The organism is Azospirillum sp. A23 (assembly GCF_042938965.1).
Classification (GTDB): Bacteria; Pseudomonadota; Alphaproteobacteria; order Azospirillales; family Azospirillaceae; genus Azospirillum; species Azospirillum melinis.
Map to the genome: position 1 here is coordinate 133,233 of NZ_CP170663.1, position 19,422 is coordinate 152,654.

The following is a 19,422-nucleotide window of genomic DNA, read 5'->3' on the forward strand; positions in this document are numbered from 1 at the left end:
TGGAGGGGCAGGCGATGCTCGGTGGGAAGCGGCGGAAGTATCGCCGTCGTGGGGCGCTCGATCTATCCGCTTTGCGAACTGATTAAAGGGCGGATGCTTTTCCCCACCCCCGCGGCGGCCAGGGCGTCAGACCAGACGCCGTTCCGGCCCGTGCCAGCGGGCGGCGCTGTGCAGATGGGCGAGAGCGGCCTCGCGCGACGGCGGGGCGGCGGCGGCCAGCAGGCCGGCGAGATGACCGACGGCGAGGCTGGCGCCGCCCACATGCGGGGCGCCATCCAGCCGGCGCGGGCAGGTGCCGAAAGCGGCGGGCAGGACGGACACCTCGCCGGGGGCGCAGCGGGCGTCGCCGGTCGCGGCGATGACGCCGGGATAGGCGGCGGGCCACACCGGGCCGCCGCGCGCCGGGCTGGCGGCGACCAGCAGCAGGCCGTGCGACAGCGCCTCTTCCACCGCGGCGCGCAGCACCGGGCGGTCGGCGGACAGGCCGAGGCTGAGGGTCGCCAGCCGGGCGCCGCAGCCGACGGCCCAGCGCAGGGCCGCCGCCACCGCGGCAGGCGAGGCGGTGATGCGGTCATGGAAGATCTGGGCGTCGATCAGCGCCGCCGTGGGGGCCTGCGCCAGGATCGCCGCGGCGACGGCGCTGCCATGGCCGATGCGGTCAGGGGCGGCCGGGATTTGCTCGATGCCGAGCGTATCTTCACGCAGCCGGAAGGCCGCGCGCTCGGTCGCCTGTGCGTTGGGCAACGAGATGCCGCTGTCGATCACTGCGATGCGCATGCGGCCTCCAGGGGTTGAGTGACCGGCTCCAGACGGCCATGCTCCAGGCGGTACACCGCATCGCAGCCGGCCAGCGCCTCGCCGCGGTGGCTGATGACCAGACGGGTGCGGCCGGCAAACAGGCGGTCCACATCGGCGATCAGCCGCTCGGCGGCGGCGGGGTCGAGGGCGGAGACCGGCTCGTCGAGGATCAGCAGGTCCGGCTTGCGCAGCAGGCAGCGGGCCAGTGCGATCCGTTGCCGCTGCCCGCCGGAGAGGGCGGAGGCCCAGGCGCCGACCGGCGTGTCCAGCCCGCGCGGCAGGCCGGCGATCCAACCGCTGAGCTGGGCGGCGGCCACCGCCTCGGCCAGCGTGTCCCGGTCGAGCGCCGCGCTCTCCGCTGCGGTCAGGCCGAAGCGCAGATTGTCGGCGATGCTGCCCGGCAGCAGCGGCGCGTCCTGGCCCAGCACCGCCACCCGGCGGCGCAGCAGGGCGGGGTCGAGGTCGCGCAGGTTGACGCCGTCGAGCGCGATGCGGCCCCGCTCCGGGTCGTAATGGCGGTGCAGCAGGTCAGTCAGCGTTGATTTGCCTGCGCCGGAGGGGCCGAGCAGCCCGACCTTGGATCCCGCCGGGATGGTGAGGGACAGCCCGTCGAGCACCGGCCGGGCGGGGACATGGCCGAAGACCACGCCTTCGACCGACAGCGCACCGCCCCGGCATGCCGGGATGACCATCCGGGCCGGGCGGTTTATGGCAGGGAATTCGGACAGCAGTTCGCCCAAACGGTCCAGCGACACGCGGGCACGCTGCGCCCCGACGATCAGGCCCAGAAGCCCCTGGACCGGACCGGTGGCGCGGCCGAGATAGGCGGAGAAGGCGATCAGCGCGCCCAGCGACAGCTCGCCGTCGATCACCCGCAGGCCGCCCCACAGGAACACCGCCGCCGTTCCGGCGGATCCCAGCAGGCCCGGCACGCCGCCGGTGACGATGCCGACGATCTGCTGGCGCAGAAGCTGGCCCAGGCAATCGCGGTCGAGGGCGGCGAGGCGGTCGGCCTCCTGGCATTCGGCACCCAGCGACTGGATCAGCTTCATGGCCGACAGGCGCTGCACGAAGAAGCCGGTCAGCGCTGCCATGGAGTCGCGGAGCGTGCGGGCGCTGCGCTCCACCCAGGGCCGGGCGCCGCGCAGGAACAGTGCCTGCGCCGGCAGCAGCAGGAAGGCGATCACGGTCAGCGCCGGATCGATCAGCAGCATCAGCGCCACCGCCCCGGCCAGCGTCAGCAGCGCGTTCAGCGCCGACAGCGGAGCATCGACGGCGAAGCGCTGCACCTCCGCCAGATCGCCGTCGAGCCGGCCCAGCACGTCGCCGGCTGACCAGCGGGCGTAGAAGCGCGGCGGCAGCGTCTGGAGATGGCCGTACACATGCTCCCGCATCGCGAACAGCACGCCGGCCGACGCACGGGTGTAGACCAGCCGGTTCGCCCCCGACAGCAGGGTGGAGACCAGCCCTGCCGCCAGCATGCCCAGCGTCAGCAGCACCAGAAGCCGGGCATCGCCGCCGGTCAGCCCGTCATCGACGATGCGCTTGGTCAGCCAGGGCTGTGCCAGCCCGATGCCGGTGCCGGCCAGCGACAGGACGACGCAGACCGCCAGACGGCTCCGGTGCGGCCGGACGAAGCCGCCGGCCCAGCGCAGGGAATGGGGCATGGTGGATATCCTGGGTGGCGAGGGCAACAAGTCGCCCTCTCCCAGGGCGGGAGAGGGCATTAACCTAGCGCCGGATCACCCGCAGGGAGGCGATGCCCTGGTCGGGGCAGCCGGCGATTTCCACCTGTCCGACGCGGTCGAGCGTATCGGTGCCGTAGACGCCGATGTCGCAGGCGGTGCCGCCGACATAGACTTCCTTGCCATCGCTGGAGACGTTGATCGAATAGTAAGTGTGCGGCAGGTCCACCCGCTTCACCAGCTTGCCGCCGTCGGTGTCGATCTTCGTCAGCTGGGTGTAGACGGAATAGGCCTCCGTCCGTTTCACCGGGCTGACGACGGACGAGAAGATGACGGCGCTGGTGTCCTCGAAATCCCGCATGTCCATCCGGCCGGTGGCGAGGTCGAGCGTCATCAGGCCGGTGCGGAAGGCGCCGGGATCGGTCGCGGCCAGATCGGTGCGGGCGGTGAAGTAAGGGGTGGAAAGCGTCGCCGCCTGTTCGAACTGCGGCCAGATGTCGAGCACGTCGGGCGGGCTGTGGTTGGCGCGGGTCCAGTTCAGCACCTTGTGCGTCTCCTTCACCGCTCCCGTTTTCGGATCGAGGCCGTAGAGGTCCCAGCCGAGCGCCCACAGCGTGCCGCCATCCTTGGAGAAGGCGAGCACGGCGACCCGGCGCGGTGCCGGCAGCAGGCGCACCGGTTTGGCGCCGACGCCGTCGGCGGTGCTGTAGACGGCGATGCGGGTGTCCTCCACCCGGTACTCGCCGGGCAGCATGCGCACCGGCGCCTGGAAGACGTACAACTCCTTGCCGTCGGGGCTGACGTCCATGCCGAACAGGCTGCGGACGCGCAGCTCTGCGGTCGAGAAGTCGGCGCGGAAGACCTGCTTGCCGCTGTCCAGATCGATGCCGGAAACGCTGCCCATGTGGTTGCTGACGACATAGGCGATGCGGCCGTCCGGCGAGGGCACGATGGTGCCGGGCGCCACCCCGCCGCCGGGGATGGTCAGCACCCGCTCCACCTTGCGGGCGGCGGCGTCGACCAGCACCAGCTTGTCGGGCTTGGCGCCGGTCAGCAGATAGTCCTTCGCCGCGGCGGGAGAGGCGGCGAGCAGCACAGCGGCGAGCAGCCCGCCGAAATGGGAGATGGAACGCCGGCTTCTCATCGGACGGACTCCGTTTGCATGGGTCTTCATGGCGGTCAGTCCTTCGGAAACACCGACTGGAGGGCGCGCCAGTCGTTCTGGGCCGAGGCCGCCTTGGCGTTCCAGTCCGGGTAGCTGTTGATGGTGTCGGGCACCTGCGCCGGCCACCAGCAGGGGTCGGAGCAGCCGTAGAGGTCGGCCTCCATCGGTGCGCAGAGTGCTGCGACGCTGCCGAAGGGATCGACTTCCCAGCCGGGATCCATGGTGGACGCGCAGCCGACCACCACCTGCATCGCCACCACCTCGTCCAAATGGCCGTTCTCTACGGCCTGATCGACCAGACGGGCCTTCTTGTTGATGGGCGTCAGATGCTTCATTTCATCCCCCTGCGCGGCGCGACGTGGCGTTCGATGAACTGCGGGTTGGCGACCATGATTTCGGCATACGCGCGGATGCCGAAGTCGATCCAGTCGCGCATCAGGTTGCAGTAGTGATAGGTCGGGTGCGCCGGATCGGCGTAGCGGGCGTAGGATTCGTGATAGCAGCCGCCGGCGCACAGCTTGCGGATCCAGCAGGTCTCGCAATCGGTGCCGGTCCGGTTCGCCATCCCTTCCAGGAAGCTGCCCAGACTGTCCTTGGCGATGCCGTCGTCGACATTGCCGTAGGTCGGCTGCGACGATCCGGTGAAGCGGTGGCAGAGATGCAGGTCGCCTTCCTTGTCCACCGCCAGCATGCCGAGCCCGGCGCCGCAGGGCAGCGACTTGGTCGTTCCCTCCGTCAGATCGGTCATCAGCTGGTGCATGTTGGAAAAGCCGGTGTTGACGCCGTGCTTGGCCGCCTCGACATAGGCCAGCCCAAGCGTCTTCATGTTGTGGAAGACGGTCGCCAACTCGTCGCCGGTCAGGTTGAAGGCCGACATCGCACCGGAGGTGACGGGGGAGAATCCCACTTCGAAGAAGCCCAGATCGGTCTTCAGATGGTCGTGGATCGCCACCACGTCGGTGACCCCGGCGGTCAGCGTCACCCGCGCCCCCACCGGGCGGGAACGGTAGCGCGACAGCAGCATCCGCGCCTTCGCCGCCACGACGTCGTAGGACCCCTTGCCGCCGACGGTGCGGCGGTTGCGGTCGTGCAGCGGCTTCGGCCCGTCCATGCTGATGGTGATGCCGAAGCGGTGGGCGTCGAGCCAGTCGACGGTCTCCTCGGTCAACAGGACGCCGTTGGTGGTCAGCGAGAAGTCCATGCGGACCCCGGCCTCGCGCCCGCGCTCCTCGGCATAGGCCACCACCTGACGGATCAATGGCAGGTTGGTCAGCGGCTCTCCGCCGAAGAAGACGACATTGACGCTGTCGCGGCCCCTGGCCTCCTGCAGCAGCAGATCGACGCTGCGGGTGGCGGTGTCGAACTCCATCCGCTCGCCCTTGGCGGGGGTGGTCAAATCCTCCTTGTAGCAGTAGGTGCAGCTGAGGTTGCAGCCGGTGTTGACGTTCAGCACGACGGTGCTGAGCGGGAACTCGCTGATGGTCACCGGCGGCTTCGTCCGCCTGACGGCCGGGCCGCTCTCGACGACGCGCAGCGTGATCAGTTCGCGCAGGCTGTCGATCACCTCGGCCGGATCGGCGACGCCGTCGAAGCGGCGGCGGACATCCTCCTCGCTGACCTCGCCCAACTCGGCGAACAGGTCGATCAGGGCACCGCCGACGCGGTCCAGCTCGAACAGGCCGCTGGTGGGGACATGGAACAGGACACGCCGGTCGCCGACCGTCACGTCGCGCAGGTCGTCGCGAACCAGATGAAGGGTTGCCATGGCTCTGCTCCTCAATGGATGGGCGGGTCGTTCCAGCGCTGGACCGTGCTGATCAGGCGGCCGGTGCCGGTCAGCGTCGCGGAACCGTCGATCACCGTGCCGACGACCTTCAGGTCGCCGATGTTGTTGGTGCCGAACTGGCGCTGCGGGTTGGGGCCGGCGCCGGCGGGGGTGAACAGGCCACTGGAGCCCATGGCGCCGGCGAACCTCACGTCCTCCATCTGCGCCGCGGCGTCGTTGAAGGGCTCGACGCTCCAGCTTGCCGGCATCGGGCCGACGCGCACGTCGTCCGCGGTGCCGGGCTTGCCGTCCGGGCCATTCAGATAGCCGACCGCCTCGAACTGCGCGGTCATCGGCGGGACCGGCCCGCCATTGCCGCCGACGCGGGCGATGGTGAAGTCCGGCTCCACCCGGATGCTGTCGAGCGTGGCATAGACCGCGAAGCCGCCGGCCTTGGCGCCGCCCACCGTCAGGCTGCGCGCACCGGGGGCGGCATCCGCGGCGGCCGTTGCCTCAACCGTTACGGAGGTCGGGCCGCGCGACAGGATCTTCGCCGACACGCCGGGGCCGAAGCCGACCTCGCCGCGGTCGAGCCCGCTGCCCCACAGGGTGATGCGGGCGGTGCTGCCCGCCTTCAGGAAGCTCTGGCTGGTGCCGAGGATCATGCTGTCGGCACCGCCGGCCCGCACCGCATGCAGGCTGCCGCCGACCTCGTCCTGTTGGGTGAGGAACCAGCGGCCGTCGAGCCGGCTGCCGTCGCGCGACGCGGCGAACACCTCGCGCACCGGCTTGCCGTCCAGCGTGCCGGTGCCGCGCCATTCATAGCCGGTGAACACCGTCGATCTGCCTTCGCCCTTGAGCGGCTTGCCGGCGGAATCGGTCAGGTCGTAGGTGATGCGGTAGCCATCCCCATCCCTGGTGGCCTCCTTGGCGATGGTCGCGGTGCCGCCATAGGAACCGATGCCGGCCCGGTGCCCGGCGACCGCCCAGCGGCCGGACAGATCGGGCTTGGGCGCCGCCTGCCAGCTGGTCCAGGCGTCGGTCTTGAAGGGGAACTTGCCGCCCAGCGTCTGCGGAACCTCGGTGGAGGCGATCTCCCACCATTTGCGGTCGCGGCCCTGGGCGGAATATTCGATGGTAGGCCACTGGCCGAGATGGAAGTTGACCAGACGGCGCCATTCGTCCTCATCGCGGCGCTGAAGCCCGACGCGGGCGACGCTGTGGCAGCGGGCGCACATCACCGACAGGTCGCCGTCGGTCACCGGCTCCTCCACCACCGACGGGCGGCGTTCGAGGACATAGCGGTAGGGGGCGGCCTCCTCCGGCGCCAGACCCTGGCGGTCGGCGAAATAGCGCACCAGCGTGCGCTGTTCCTCGTCCGACAGGGCGACGCCATGGAACTGGCGCATGCGGAACAGCGTCATCGTCCAGCCTTCGGGCGTCTTGCGCACATGATCGATGCGGTGCAGCGACCCGTCGGCCTCCTTCTGGTGACAGGCGGAGCAGCGTTCCTCGACCAGCGCGCGGCCCTGCATGCGGCCATCGTCGGCCAGCGCTTCCTGGGCAGCCGTCAGCGCACCGCCGAAAACCACGCCGCCGGCAACCGCACCCAGCAAAAGACCGGGCCAGCGGCCGGGCCCTCTCGGTTTCTGTCCCATCGGTACTCCCCGTTCTTACGAATTGGCGTTCTTCATCGTTGTCGTCATTGCCGAAGGCGGCTTTGTCCCGCCCGGCAGGAACCCGTTGTTCGCCAGCCAGGCGAGGGCGACCGCCACCCGTCCCGGCGGCTGGCCGAGCAGCCGGCCACAGCGCTGGGCCAGATCGCCGTCGAGTCCTCGGTCGCTCGCCACGCTGTCCAGCAGCGGGCCCAGCTCGACCCCGTCGATCGCCAGCACGCCGCGCGGCAGGGCGGGCGTGACCAGGACCGGGCGTTCCTCGATCCGGTCGTTCACCACCACGGCGCGGCGGCGGATGCCGCGGTCGGCGGTGGGCAGCGGGGCCGGCGGCCAAGCGGCGCGGCGTCGCCAGAAAGGGCGGCCGGACCAGCGTTCCTCGGCCCGGTAAAACTGCTTGCCGGCGTCGGCGGCGTGGGCGAACAGTCCGGCACAGCGATCCTCGACGAAGCGTTCGACCGCCGGCAGGGCCGCGGGGTCGGCGGCCAGCGTGTTGACGGCGGCGGCAGTGGCGAAAGCCCAGGCCACCGCGGCATAGACGCCGTGGCCGGACAGCGGATCGACGGCGAAGGCGGCATCGCCGATCCGCAGCCGGTCGGCTTCCACGCCGGGCGACCGCCGGATCGCGGTAGCGTCGCGCACCTCCGCCTCGCCCATCGGGGCGCAGCCGGCGATCCATCCGGCCGCCTGCGGCAGCGATGCGACCGTCGCCGCGTACCAGGCGGTCAGGTCGGCGCGGGCCGGGCTTTCGGCACCGTCGATGACGAGTTGCACGGCTCGCCGCCCATCGGGCAGGGCAGCCAGCCATGCCCAGCCGTCGGCGAAGGAGAAGGCGGCGCTGCCCACTTCTCCGCCCGCCTCTCCGCCCATGTCTCCGGTGGGGCCGAGGTAGAGACGGCCGACCGCCAGCGTGCGGGGGCCGGACTCTCGTGCCGGCGCGTTCGGCGCCCTGCGGCCGCGGGCCTCCACCAGAAACCGGCCGGAACCCAGCATCGTGCCCGCCGCATCGACCGCCAGCCAGCCATCCTTTCCGCGCCTGACCGCTGCCACCGTGCCATGGGACAGGACAACCGCTCCGGCACTGGCATCGCGCAGCAGGGCGGCGTCGAGGCGGCTGCGGTCGACCAGATGTTCGCCGTTCAAAGCGGTGTGCAGCCCGTTCCAATCGACCCGGCGCGCTGCCGGCATGCCGGCCGCCGCGACCGCTTCCAGGCAGCCGGCGCGCCGCAGCCCTTCGACGGCCCGCAGGGACAGTCCTTCCACCGCCGGGCGCCGGGCGCAGGTCACCAGCGTCACGCCATGCCCCAGGCCCGTCAGACGACGGGCGAGCACCGCACCTGCCGGTCCGCCGCCCAGGATCAGCACATCCGTCATGCCGTGCCCTCCCTGCCGCTTCCGATGTCCCATGGGGTCACCCCGGCCTGCCGTCTGTTTCGGCAGTGCCGTGGTTGACCGGGATCGTGCAATGGCGACCTGGGTTTGATCTATCCGCTTTGCGAAAATCTTCGGGAACTTGGCAGATTTTTCTGAATAGCCTTAGTGAAAATGAGAATCTCGGAGCGATGTTTTGGGGATAATCTTCGCTGATATATTTGAAGAACTGATGATTATCTGGTTGGTAGATTTATCGATGTGAAATTGTTCGATATTTTATTTCTGGTAGTCTGATTTTTTCCGATGTACTTACGGAGACTATAGGCAATGGCGATAATTTGTTTGCTTACCGTATTGTTTTGGGAGTCCGGCAATAACCCTCTCCTGAAACCGCTCTTGGCCGTTTGAAAATCGCACATGCGTTTGCAGGGTCGGCAAAATGGGCGGAAGCCTTAAAAATTTTCAACTCCGCCGGCATTTTTGTGACGATCGATCGTTAGTCAGCAAGGATGCATGTATTCGCCATTCTGCCCACGACTTTGGCAGGATATATTTTCACAAGGCAGCGAACTGTTCAAAAAATAGTCTTATCCGTTTTGCGAAATGGAAGAGATCATCCTTCTCTGTGTTTGACATCTTCTTGAAAGCGCGGAACATGGGCGTTCAGGCAAGACCGCTGCCTGGACATTGCCGCAATAGCCACACGAACCGGCCCAATCGTGCCGTGCCTGGAGCAACAGCGGATGGTGGAACCCAAGACCCTCCTGCTGGACACCGACATCGCGGAAGATGTGTGGGAGCAGGAAAAGGCTCTCGTCGGCTGGACCCAGCATTACCGCCAACTGCAGCCCGGCCGTTTCCTCGGCCGGCTGAAGGAGGTCGTGGCCCCGGGCATCAGCGTGTTCCAGGAGGACACCAACCTTCGCCTGCATCAGCACACGGCCCCGCCGCCCGACACGCTGGTGGTCGCCGTCCCGCTGCCGGGTTCGGCCCCGGCCCGGCTGGACGGCCGGCCGGTCGGCGAGAACGAGGTTCTGCTCCTGCGCGGCGGCACCTTGTCGGAGTTCCTGTGCAACGGCCCGATGTCGGTGCTGGCGCTCGCCATCGACCGCCGGCGGGCGGAGCAGCTGCGCGTGACGGTGCCGGATGCCGCCGAGGTGCCGGCCAGTTCCTTTTCATACGCGCGTGCCGGCGAACTGCGGGCGGTGCTGCAATGCGTGCTCGCCGCGTCGCCCGTCCTGCTGGAGCAGAGCGAAGTCCTTCTTCCGCTGCTGGACCAGTGCGTGTCGGTGGTGGAGGCCGGCATCATGCAGGCGGTCCGCCCGCCCACCATCGGTCATTCGCAGCGCCAGAAATTCGTCCGCCAGTTCCGCGACCATGTGGAGGCCCATCCGGACGACCGGCTGTCGGTGGCGCAGGTCGCCCAGGCCATCGGGGTGACGACGCGGATGCTGGAATACAGCTTCGCCGACGTCATGGGCGTGTCGCCCAAGGATTACCTGAAGATGGTGCGGCTGAACGCGGCGCGCCGGGCCCTGCGCGTTGCAGACCCGCGGACGGCGACCGTCGCCGAAATCGCGATGGACCACGGATTCTGGCATCTCGGACGCTTTTCCGCCTATTACAGCGAGATGTTCGGGGAGAAGCCCTCCGACACCCTGCGGGCGAACGCTTCGTTCGGATGAGGCGCCGTTGCGCCGTGTATCCATGCAACCGATCGAACGGCCGCTGCCATCATTCGTGGTGCACAGCTTTTGTCGGAGGGTGAGTCGCCCTATAGTGCCCCCCGTCTGTATTCCTGAAGGGGCATGAAATGGTGGAGCTTGGTGGCGCGCCGGCGGATGCGCGGCATCCGACGATCTCCGAGCTTTTGGGGGAGCGCCTGAACAGGGCGCCCCTGTTGACGGGCTTCTCGGACGGGAACATCCGGCAGCTGGCCTCCATCATGGACGGTCCCATCCGCGTCCCGCAGGGCCAGATCCTGTTCGAGGAAGGCGCGCCCGGCGACGCTCTCTACTTCATCCTGTCCGGCAGTTTCGAGGTTCTGAAGCGGGATGCCGGCGGCGCCGCCCTCCATCGGCTTGCCCTGCTGACGGCGGGGCAGTCCATCGGCGAGGTGTCGCTGCTGGACAGCGGTCCGCGCTCCGGTGCGGTGCGCGCGGTCGAGGACAGCGAGGTCATGGCGGTTCCCATCGCCCGCCTGCGCGAGCAGCCCGATCCGCCGCTCGACGTCGACAGCCGCCTGAAGATCAACATGGCCTATGAACTGGCCGCCCGCCTGCGCCGCACCAACGAGGTGACGGTGGAGACGCTGCGCAGCCGGTTGAGCGAGGCGGAAAACCGGGTGGAGATGAGCAGGTTCATCTTCCGCCTGCTGGTCGGCCTGTGTTTCTACATGTTCGCGCTGGGCGTCACCACGGCGTTGAGCAAGGTGGTTCCCGACACCTCCCTGATCAGCCTGCCGATCCTGACCGGCTTCGCCTTTGGCGTCTACCGCACGGTCAAGACCAGCCCGTGGCCGCCCAGCACCTATGGTTTCACGCTGAAGAACTGGCGGGGCAACGCGCTGGAAGGCATCGTGCTGTCCATTCCCGTCGCGGTGCTGATCGTGCTGCTGAAATGGATCGGCGTGACTTTCATCCCAGCCCTTCAGGGGCAGGCGGTGTTCGACTTCGCCCGCTCCACCGGCCTGTCGGTGGGCGAGGTTCTGCTGTATGGCAGCGCCTATTGCGCCTTCACGCCGATCCAGGAAACCATCGCCCGCGGCACCCAGGCGTCGTTCCAGCTGTTCCTGACCAGCAAATACAAGACGCTGGAAGCCATCCTCCTGTCCAACATGCTGTTCAGCGCCACCCATCTGCATGTGTCGATCCTGCTCGCGCTGGCGGTGTTTCCCTTCGGCCTCTATTGGGGCTGGATCTTCGCGCGCCAGGGATCGCTGGTCGGCAGCAGCGTCTCCCATGCCCTCCTGGGTGTCTTCGGCCTGATGATCGTCGGCATTCCGGTTTTCTGATACCGGTGAGCGGAGCCGCTGACTCACTGAGAGGGATTCCCAAGGCCGGCAATCCGTGATTCGATAATCCATCGCGATGGGGAAGAGTCTGGCTGTACCTGCGCGAGCGCTTTCTGTCCCATCGGCTCCTGGACGACTACGATGCCGTCGTCCAGGCCTGTTGTTACGCCTGGAACGCCCTCACCGCCACACCGGAGCGCCGACACTTCCTCACAAGCTACCCTTGGCTCCCATGTGTCAATGCTTAGGCGCGGCGATATAAGAGGCTGTTGAGAAGAGGACTGAGCAGATTTATTGCAATTCCGAAGGTGGACGAACAAGTCGCTTCACGAGAATGATGGCTCATTGCCATGTAAATGAATGTCTCCTCTGACTCCGGAAGGCGCTCGTAATCTTTTGACAAACGGCGATGTCTTCCAAGTCATGCGAATGTTCTTTCCGCGACCCAGCGGCGCGGCAGAACATGAAACCCCTTGGGAATTTCTGGAGGTTCCTGGCCAGGGGCGAGCCAAAAGCCCTGAATACCGGTCCACCAGTGCTTGACGACTTCGATGGTCCAGCCGAGCCGGTCTTTGGCCCAAGTTTTCAGGCCTTGATAATGCGTGTCCGCCCACACGAGTTGGATCGTAGGAAACCACAGGTGCAAGCCCGTCAGCAGGAGCATGCCCCCTACCTTGTCATGAAGATCGGCCGGATGTACCCGCACCTTCAGAAGATCGCCTTCCGTATCGACTAAGGTCTGCCGCTTCCGCCCGCTGACCTTCTTGCCACCATCATAGCCACGTGGGCCACCAGCCTCAGTCGTCTTCACTGATTGACTGTCGATGGCTGCCGCAGTTGGTTGGGCTTTGCGGCCACGCCGGGTTCGATACTGCTCGCGCAGCACCGCATTGACCTGTTCCCACTTCCCGCTTTTGCGCCAGCGACGGAAGTGATCGTACACGTCCGCCCAGGGTGGTAGATCATGAGGCATCATGCGCCAGGAGATGCCTCCACGCAGGACATACAGGCATCCGTCAATGATGCGCCTCAGATCATGTTTCCGCCGCGCTCCACGATGCTCACTCTTCGTGAAGAGTTTTGAGACCACAGTCCACTCTTCGTCCGTCAGATCTGATGGGTATCGGTTCGGTGACATGCGATTGTCTCCTGTGGCGGCGACATGGCATGTATTATCAACAGGGAAACTGCAATCAGCGTCTCAAACCAACTTCAACGCTGCATTTGTTGTATTTTTTTCTCAACAGCCTCTCAAGGCGTACCGGCGATGCCAGCGCACTGCCCAGAGCAAGATTTCACCCTCGAAGTAGCGACCTTTGAAGTCAGACACGGCTTGGCTCGGTCCAACCTTCAGCCATTCCGCCGCCTGCCGGCCAACTTTGCAACAGAGCACGGCAACAAGCGTCCCTGCTGCAATCAGCGCCCTCTCCATGGTTGAAAAATAAATCATAGTATAGTCAAATATAAATCCTGAGCGGTCGAAAATCATACATCGGTAATCATGGCGAAGTACATGGATTTGATGCCGCGCGATACCTTTGTATCCTAAGTAATGATTTTTGTTTGCTCAAGAATCAACGAATCATTGATTGGAGCAATTGACTTATGAGTGTTGCATTGAACCAACTCCAGAATGACCGGCTGGTTCATATCCTGGACGGACTGAAGGCCGGGAACGTCCCGTCGGCGGGCGATCCGGCGCACACGGCGTTCCTGCAGGACAACGCCGAACGCAGCGGGCTGACCCCCGCGCGCTACCCGGGGCTGTTCAAGGCCATCGGGAGCGGAGGCGCGGCGACGGACAGAGCGGCCGAGAGCAGCGGCGTTACCGACGGCCAGTATGTCGAGTTCATTTCGAGCAGTCAGAGCAACAAGGCGGTCACCGGCCGCGCCGTCCTGAGCCGGATCCGGCCGGTGGCCCAGGCCATCGTCTGGTTGAACGTCGTCAACGAGAACGGCGACACCAAGACCTCGCTGGCCTCCGGTGTCGCGGTCAGCTTCGCCACCCAGACGATCTTCGTGGAGACCAACCCGGAAACCGCCCTGCCGCCGCTGCCGACGGGCACGATGACCGGCATCATTTCCTTCGCGATCACCTACCTGGACGGCACGGTCGAGGTGTCCTCGACCGCGGCTCCCTGGGCCTCCCAGGCGTCGCGCGACCCGGTCGTCGTCGATCCCGCCATCCGCAGCGACCGCAAGACCGGCGACTTGAACGACATCGTCATCGGTCTGGCGCGCGGCTACGATAACAACCAAGGTACAAGGAATAAAACCGACGTCGATTACTGGTATTGGCAAAATATGCACGATCTTGGTACGAATCCTCTGCTTGTTCCGCTGTCCGGGAGCATGAAATTCGATTACAAGCTGGCTCCGCTCGACAGCTACCCCCCGTTCTTGGAGTTCTACCTGGCTCACAAGGAGGGCGGCATCTCCGAACTGAACGGCGGCGACGCTTCGCGCTACCTGCCGCACTTCCGGATCGACGATGCCGATCCCGAAGGGCGGACGCTGACGTTCGTGCTGAGGGCGTCCTACAACGATGCGGGCAACGCCATCGAATTCCCTTCCAAAAAATGGGCTGCGGACACGCAGGCCTTCTTCAGCGCCCGCGTCACCGTGACCTTCGAGGACTATGAAAGGCACGGATCGGGTTGGTCGAGCATCGTCAGCTCGCTGTCGCCGGACACCGATTCGAAGGACGGCGTCGCCTTCATCAAGCCCATCGTCTATGTCTGGCACTGCCTGGTCGCCGGCACGCAGATCACGCTCGCCGACGGCACGACCAAGGCGGTGGAGGACTTCACGTCCGAGGACGTCGTCGTCAGCGGCGATGGAACCCGGCCGGTGCAGGCGACCCTGGCGCAGCCGCACAGCGGGCCGATCACCGTGCTGGAGTTCGCCGACGGCGCCACACTCGCCGGATCGGCCACCCACCCGGTGGTGACGCCGGCCGGCACGGTCCATGCGGGGGCGCTGGCGGTCGGCGACACGGTGCTGACCCGCCACGGCACGACGACGGTGACCGCCACCCGCCAGGAGACCCAGACCAACGGCGGTCTGTTCAACCTGTGGCTCGTTCCCGAGGGGGCCGGGCCGACGACCATGATCGCCAACGGCATCGTGGTCGGCGACTACCAGATCCAGGTCCAGCTTCTGCGGGACGCCGCCCAGGACGACCGCGCCGTCCGGGCCAAGCTGCCGGAAAGCCTGCATGTGGATTTCGACAGCTGGGTGGCCGACCGGGTGGCGTCGGCCTGATCCAGGCTCACCGCATCCACGCTCACCGCGCGGCCCGGCGGCTCCAGAAGGGGGCGTCGGGCCAGCGGCCTCCGGCGGTGTAATGGCGGGTCCGCTCGGCCAGATAGCGGCGCAGCGTGTCCTCGGCGCGCCGGGCGTAGCCGATCGCGGCGTCGCGCGCCGCGGCGCCGTCGCCGGAGAACCAGCGCAGGATGGTGTCGGCGGCGGCCAGCGCGTCGTCGAGCGCCCCGGCAATGCCGGAGGAGGTCAGCGGGTCGAAGCCGATCAGCGCGTCGCCGACGGCGATCCAGCCGGCGCCGACCGCCCGGTCGACGTGCTGCGAGGCGGCCGAGAAGACCGCCGGGGCCGTTCCGGCGCCGGGGCCGTCTTCCGGCGGCGGAACCAGATCGCGCAGGCGCGCGGTGGCCGCCCAGGCGGAGCGGAAGGCGTCCGCGCCGGCCAGACCGCCGGCGCGGGCGATGTCGTCGTCGGTCATCAGCGTGACGATGGCGCGCCCGCCCGGCAGCACCGCCGCGTACCACCAGCCGATCTCCACCGCCTCCACGAAGGAGCGGCCGTGGAAGCCCCCGCCGGCGGGTCCGGCGGCCGGAGCGGCCTCGACCGCCAGGGCGATCAGGCGGTCGAGCCGCCGCCGCCTCGCGCCGAGCGCGGTCGCCAGCGGCGCCCGCCGGCCGCCGGCGTCCACCACCACGCGGGCGGTCACACTGCGCCGGCCGGCCGCGTCGCGCAGCCCGACGGTCCAGCCGCCCTCCGGCCGGCGTTCGATCCCGGCGAGGGTGGCGGGGGCCAGGAGGCGGGCGCCGCGCTCCGCCGCCGCCTCGCGCAGCCAGCGGTCGAAGCGGGCGCGGTCGAGATGCCAGCCGTGCCCGCTGCCCCGCCGCAGGAAGTCGTCGGCGCTCTCCCCGTCGCCGCTCCACAGGCTGAGATTGCCGTGGTAGGGGCGGTGGCCGAGCCGCCCGAGATCGTCCGGCAGGCCGAGCCGGGCCAGCAGCGGTCCGACGTTGGGCGTCGCCGATTCGCCGACCCGCAGCGCCGCCCGCTCCGGTGAGCCGTGGGCGGCGCGGTCGACCAGGACCACGCGCGGCACGCCGGCCGCGCGCAGGGCGAGCGCGGTGGCGGAGCCGGCCGGCCCCGCCCCCACGATCAGGACGTCCGCCGCGTCCGTGCCCGGAGGCGCGCCCGGAAGCGGGTCGCGCAACGCCTCGGGGGACAACGCTTCAGGGGACATCGGCCACCAGCGGCCGCGCCGGCTCGCCGATCCCCGCGGTGTCGCCCTGCGAGCCGGGCGTGCGGGGAAGCCGGCGCGCCACCTCGACGAAATAGGGATCGTCGGCGCTGCCGATGTTGAAGACGAAGCCGAGCTGGTCCCACAGCTTCACCATGTCCAGATCGTCGGCGAACTGGATGTAGTCGTCGGCCTTCTGGTTGTACTCGGTGCCGATCCACGACACCTGCGGCCCCAGGGCCGGACTGGGCTCGGCCAGGAGGGCCTTGGGATCGGGCGGCAGATAGACGAATTCCGGCCGCTGCGCCGGCCACCACCACAGGATCCGGCCCTCGATGGGCTGCGACGAGCATTCGTTGAAGTCGGCCTGCCAGGGGACGGCCATGTAGCGGCTGACGTCGCCGGGCTCCATGCCCGCCGCCGGATCGAAGCCGAGGCTGAGCGGGCCGGACACGTCCGGCCGTGCCTTGATGCGGAAGGGGCCGTCGTAGATGGCCGGGTTGCGGGAGATCCAGGTCATCTCGATGCCCGGCGAGAAGGCGCCGCCGACGCAGTTGGCCAGCACGCCGCGGGTGACCGGATCGCCGGCGGTCCCGGCCGGTTCGGCCCCCGGCTCGAACCATCCGTCGGCCCATTGCTGGAGGAGGAAATACTGGGTGTCGGTCAGGCGCAGGTACTTCGAGGTCGCCGCGGTGACGGTGCCGGGTTTCGAGGCGCCCAGCGCGTCGTCGCCGGCCAGATAGGGCATGGCGGTGGCGCCGGTGCTGGCGTTCACCAGGACGTTGTCCGCGCCGGGCGGGCGGATGATGTCGAGGATGTAGGCGCGGAAGCCGTTGAGCTTGGGATCCGGATTACCGAGCCTGGCGAAATCGAAGCTGTGCGGCTTCGGCGGGATCGCCGCGACCCAGGGGTAGCGGGCGACTCGCTCGAAGATCGGCTTGATGTCGGTCTCGAAGAAGGGCTTGTAGCCGGTCGGCCCGGTCTTCCACATCCCGTCCGCGAACAGGTCGGGGCGGAGCCCCTGCTTGCGCACCACGACGTCGAAAATGGTGTCGTACAGCGTCACCAGATTGGGGATTTGCGGCGCGTAGGAGGGCGGCCCGACCATCACCCAGGCGCCGCCGACCTCCACGTCGGGGGGGGCGTCCACCTCGTCCAGCAGGCTGATCTTCACCGACACCGGCCCGTCCGAGGTGTCGTCCCACCAGCCGTCGTTGTTGGCGTATTGCCCGATGTGGGGCGACGGCCTGTCCGATCCGGAATGCCCCAGCCCGCCCAGCACCAGAAGGCGGCCCTCTTCGTCGGTGCGCAGCTCGCCCAGCGTGTCGATGGGGTAGGGCTTCAGCCCCTCCGGCGGAAAGCTGCCGGCGTAGCCCGGCGGGATGGTGTCGCGCGAGAAGTGCTCGGCCGGGGCGTCGCTTCCCTCGATCGAGCGGGGACCGGCGTCGATCATCAGGGCGCGCCGATCCTCCACGCTGGTCCGGTCGGCGTTGCGCAGCGGGTGGTTCGACGCGTAGCCGTCCTCGCCCTTCGAGGTCTGGAACTCGTACCAGCTCGACTTCTTGTTGGCGAGGTGGACGTACCAGCGGATCGAGGCCACGCCCTTGCTTTTCAGCGTGACCTCCTCGGGCGGTCCGCCGTCGACGCTGCGCATCAGGCGGAAGCGCGCCGCCTGCCGGCACAGCCGGCCCTCGTCGTCGCGGAAATCCCGCTCCCCGACGGGGCTGCCGTCGGGCAGGGTGGGCAGGGCGCCCTCCGTCTCGGGGCCGATGTAGAAAGCCGTCGGCGCGTTGCCGACGCGCGCGATGCCGATGGCGGGGACGATGGAATAGACGGTGTTGGACATGGTTTTCCCCTCGCTGTCCCGATCTGGCCGGGTTGGGTGGTGCCGTTTGGGCAGTGCCGGTCGGGTTACAGCCCGAGTCCGATGGCGTCGGAACGGCTCTTCAGCGTCCGGACGCCGTCGATCACCCCGTGCAGCGCCTCCCGGTGCCTGGGGGCCGGGCCCGGCGGGGCGGGCGGGGCCACCGGGGCGACGAGCAGCGGGGGCAGCCCCTGGTCGGCCAGCAGTTTGTCGAGGACTTTCAGGGCCGCGAGGAAGCTGTCGAAGCTGGCGTCCTCGACATACTCGAAGGTCGGGGCGGCGTTGGGGCCGACGGACGGGTCGCCGTCCGGGAAGACGGGAAGCTGCATCAGCAGGTTGGCCAGGGTCGGCAGCTGGTTGTGCATCAGCGGCAGGGCCAGCGTGAAGTAGACGTCCGCCGCGCCGCCCGCCTTGGTGAAGGAGGCCTCCAGGTTCTTCAGCATCACGCTGTAGCCGACATTGAACGTCTTGACCGCCTGGACGGCTGTGGCGTTGGTGAAATCCGACACCCGCGGGTTGGAGACGATGGGAAGCGTGTCGGGGAAATCCGGCGCGTCGGCCACGCGCAGGAACTTGTAATAGTGCGACAGCTCGTAGGGCGTGCCGAGGATCGGCCCGTAGGTGCCGTCGGTGCGGGCGCCGTAATGCTCGTAGGCGCCGTAGGGCTGCTGGGGGACCAGAGGGTGGGTCGGGTTCACCGCGCCCTCGCCCTGCTGGACGATCTGCTGGATGCCGAGTTGGGCGCTGTCCGCGTCGGTCACCTTCACGGCCTTGCCGCCGAACTTGCCGAGGTAGATGTCGGTGCGCTGCTCGGCCATCGGATTCTCGGCGAAGACCGCCGCCGCGCCGTACTGCTCGACGCAGTGCTCGATGCCGTCCGACAGGGCCTTGTAGAGCTGGCCGATGGTCTGATAGTCGCTGCCTTGCGGCGGCGCGGTGAAGGGGGCGGGGGTCTCGATCGCCATGAAGACGTTGCGGAACACCGCCTGCGAGGCCCGGTACAGCCCGACATAGGGCGTGGCGGTGGTGCTGGCCGAGGGCAGATAGGCCGGGTAGACGGGCACCACGCTCCCGGTCAGCTTGGGCTGCCCGCCGATGCCGACCAGGATGTTGGCCGCCTGGTTGAGGTGGAACATCTCCTCCACCACGACGCTGCGCAGCGCCTGGTAGGCGGCCGAGCTCTTGTCGGTGATCGAATAGAGCGCCGTCAGATAGGCGGGCACCGTGGTGAATTCGACCTGGATCGCCAACTGCGCGGCGGCGCGCAGATCCGCAAGGGTCGAAATCGGCGTGTAGGCGACCGACAGCGGGGCCGCCGCCTTCCCCTGCGCCCGCTCCAGAAGACGTTGCTCAGTCATGGTCCGCGTCCCTCCCGCTCGGTGATGCCGCTCGCACGCCGCTGTTCCGGCGCGCGTTGATGCGTCGCGTGCGTCGAATATCTGCAAGAAATTTCAAATAATCAACGAGTCAATGTTCGGTTTTGAATGCGCATACCATGATATGATTTTGGATTGTTCGCATATTTCTCTGAATTTTATCTGAACGAGCACGAATAATTTTAGAATTTCCGGCATAGCAGATCATAGAAAATTAGAT

14 protein-coding genes and 1 pseudogene are annotated in these 19,422 nt (G+C 67.7%); 3 read left to right on the forward strand and 12 right to left on the reverse strand.

Annotation, left to right across the window (positions count from 1 at the left end):
* Positions 1–126: 126 nt before the first annotated feature.
* The 7 genes from ABNQ40_RS00550 to ABNQ40_RS00580 form a co-directional block, all read right to left on the reverse strand.
* A complete protein-coding gene (locus ABNQ40_RS00550; protein WP_109050740.1) occupies positions 127–777 on the reverse strand; it encodes a S8 family serine peptidase in 651 nt (216 codons plus the stop codon).
* Entirely contained in the window at positions 762–2,465 is a 1,704-nt protein-coding gene (locus ABNQ40_RS00555) for an ABC transporter ATP-binding protein (protein ID WP_109050739.1), read from the reverse strand. Before ABNQ40_RS00555 ends, ABNQ40_RS00550 begins: the two co-directional genes overlap by 16 nt.
* A gap of 64 nt (positions 2,466–2,529) precedes the next feature.
* Positions 2,530–3,627, reverse strand: a complete 1,098-nt coding sequence (gene peaD, locus ABNQ40_RS00560; protein WP_109491045.1) for a quinohemoprotein amine dehydrogenase subunit beta — start codon at positions 3,625–3,627, stop codon at positions 2,530–2,532.
* Between the two features lie 35 nt (positions 3,628–3,662).
* Positions 3,663–3,983 carry a quinohemoprotein amine dehydrogenase subunit gamma gene (gene qhpC / locus ABNQ40_RS00565; RefSeq protein WP_109050738.1) on the reverse strand — a complete coding sequence of 107 codons (321 nt, stop codon included), beginning with the start codon at positions 3,981–3,983 and terminating at the stop codon, positions 3,663–3,665.
* Complete coding sequence (gene peaB / locus ABNQ40_RS00570) at positions 3,980–5,413, reverse strand: quinohemoprotein amine dehydrogenase maturation protein (protein WP_109050737.1); 1,434 nt, start codon at positions 5,411–5,413, stop codon at positions 3,980–3,982. The genes qhpC and peaB overlap by 4 nt, the downstream gene beginning before the upstream one ends.
* A gap of 11 nt (positions 5,414–5,424) precedes the next feature.
* Complete coding sequence (gene peaA / locus ABNQ40_RS00575) at positions 5,425–7,071, reverse strand: quinohemoprotein amine dehydrogenase subunit alpha (protein WP_109050736.1); 1,647 nt, start codon at positions 7,069–7,071, stop codon at positions 5,425–5,427.
* Between the two features lie 15 nt (positions 7,072–7,086).
* On the reverse strand, positions 7,087–8,460 hold the full coding sequence (locus tag ABNQ40_RS00580) for an NAD(P)/FAD-dependent oxidoreductase (protein ID WP_391345309.1): 1,374 nt from the start codon (positions 8,458–8,460) through the stop codon (positions 7,087–7,089).
* A gap of 743 nt (positions 8,461–9,203) precedes the next feature.
* Between ABNQ40_RS00580 and ABNQ40_RS00585 the strand changes: the two genes are divergently transcribed.
* Positions 9,204–10,145 carry a helix-turn-helix domain-containing protein gene (locus ABNQ40_RS00585; protein ID WP_109051153.1) on the forward strand — a complete coding sequence of 314 codons (942 nt, stop codon included), beginning with the start codon at positions 9,204–9,206 and terminating at the stop codon, positions 10,143–10,145.
* Positions 10,146–10,360: 215 nt separating this feature from the next.
* Positions 10,361–11,473, forward strand: coding sequence for a cyclic nucleotide-binding domain-containing protein (locus tag ABNQ40_RS00590; protein WP_247879952.1), 1,113 nt, complete (start codon positions 10,361–10,363; stop codon positions 11,471–11,473).
* Between the two features lie 244 nt (positions 11,474–11,717).
* On the opposite strand, the pseudogene ABNQ40_RS00595 reads toward ABNQ40_RS00590, so the two are convergent.
* Positions 11,718–12,611, reverse strand: a pseudogene (locus ABNQ40_RS00595) (IS5 family transposase).
* 102 nt (positions 12,612–12,713) lie between these two features.
* On the reverse strand, positions 12,714–12,962 hold the full coding sequence (locus ABNQ40_RS00600; RefSeq protein ID WP_146255419.1) for a hypothetical protein: 249 nt from the start codon (positions 12,960–12,962) through the stop codon (positions 12,714–12,716).
* 116 nt (positions 12,963–13,078) lie between these two features.
* On the opposite strand from ABNQ40_RS00600, the gene ABNQ40_RS00605 reads away from it, so the two are divergent.
* Positions 13,079–14,737, forward strand: a complete 1,659-nt coding sequence (locus ABNQ40_RS00605; protein WP_146255420.1) for a Hint domain-containing protein — start codon at positions 13,079–13,081, stop codon at positions 14,735–14,737.
* Positions 14,738–14,759: 22 nt separating this feature from the next.
* Here the strand turns inward: ABNQ40_RS00605 and ABNQ40_RS00610 are convergent, their stop codons facing one another.
* The 3 genes from ABNQ40_RS00610 to ABNQ40_RS00620 all read right to left on the reverse strand — a co-directional run bounded on the left by ABNQ40_RS00610 (position 14,760) and on the right by ABNQ40_RS00620 (position 19,184).
* A complete protein-coding gene (locus ABNQ40_RS00610; protein WP_109048650.1) occupies positions 14,760–15,965 on the reverse strand; it encodes an FAD-dependent oxidoreductase in 1,206 nt (401 codons plus the stop codon).
* A complete protein-coding gene (locus tag ABNQ40_RS00615; protein ID WP_109048651.1) occupies positions 15,955–17,808 on the reverse strand; it encodes a LodA/GoxA family CTQ-dependent oxidase in 1,854 nt (617 codons plus the stop codon). Before ABNQ40_RS00615 ends, ABNQ40_RS00610 begins: the two co-directional genes overlap by 11 nt.
* Before the next feature lie 65 nt (positions 17,809–17,873).
* Positions 17,874–19,184 (reverse strand): ferritin-like protein, encoded by a 1,311-nt coding sequence (locus ABNQ40_RS00620; RefSeq protein WP_109048652.1) that lies wholly within the window; start codon positions 19,182–19,184, stop codon positions 17,874–17,876.
* Positions 19,185–19,422 lie beyond the last annotated feature (238 nt).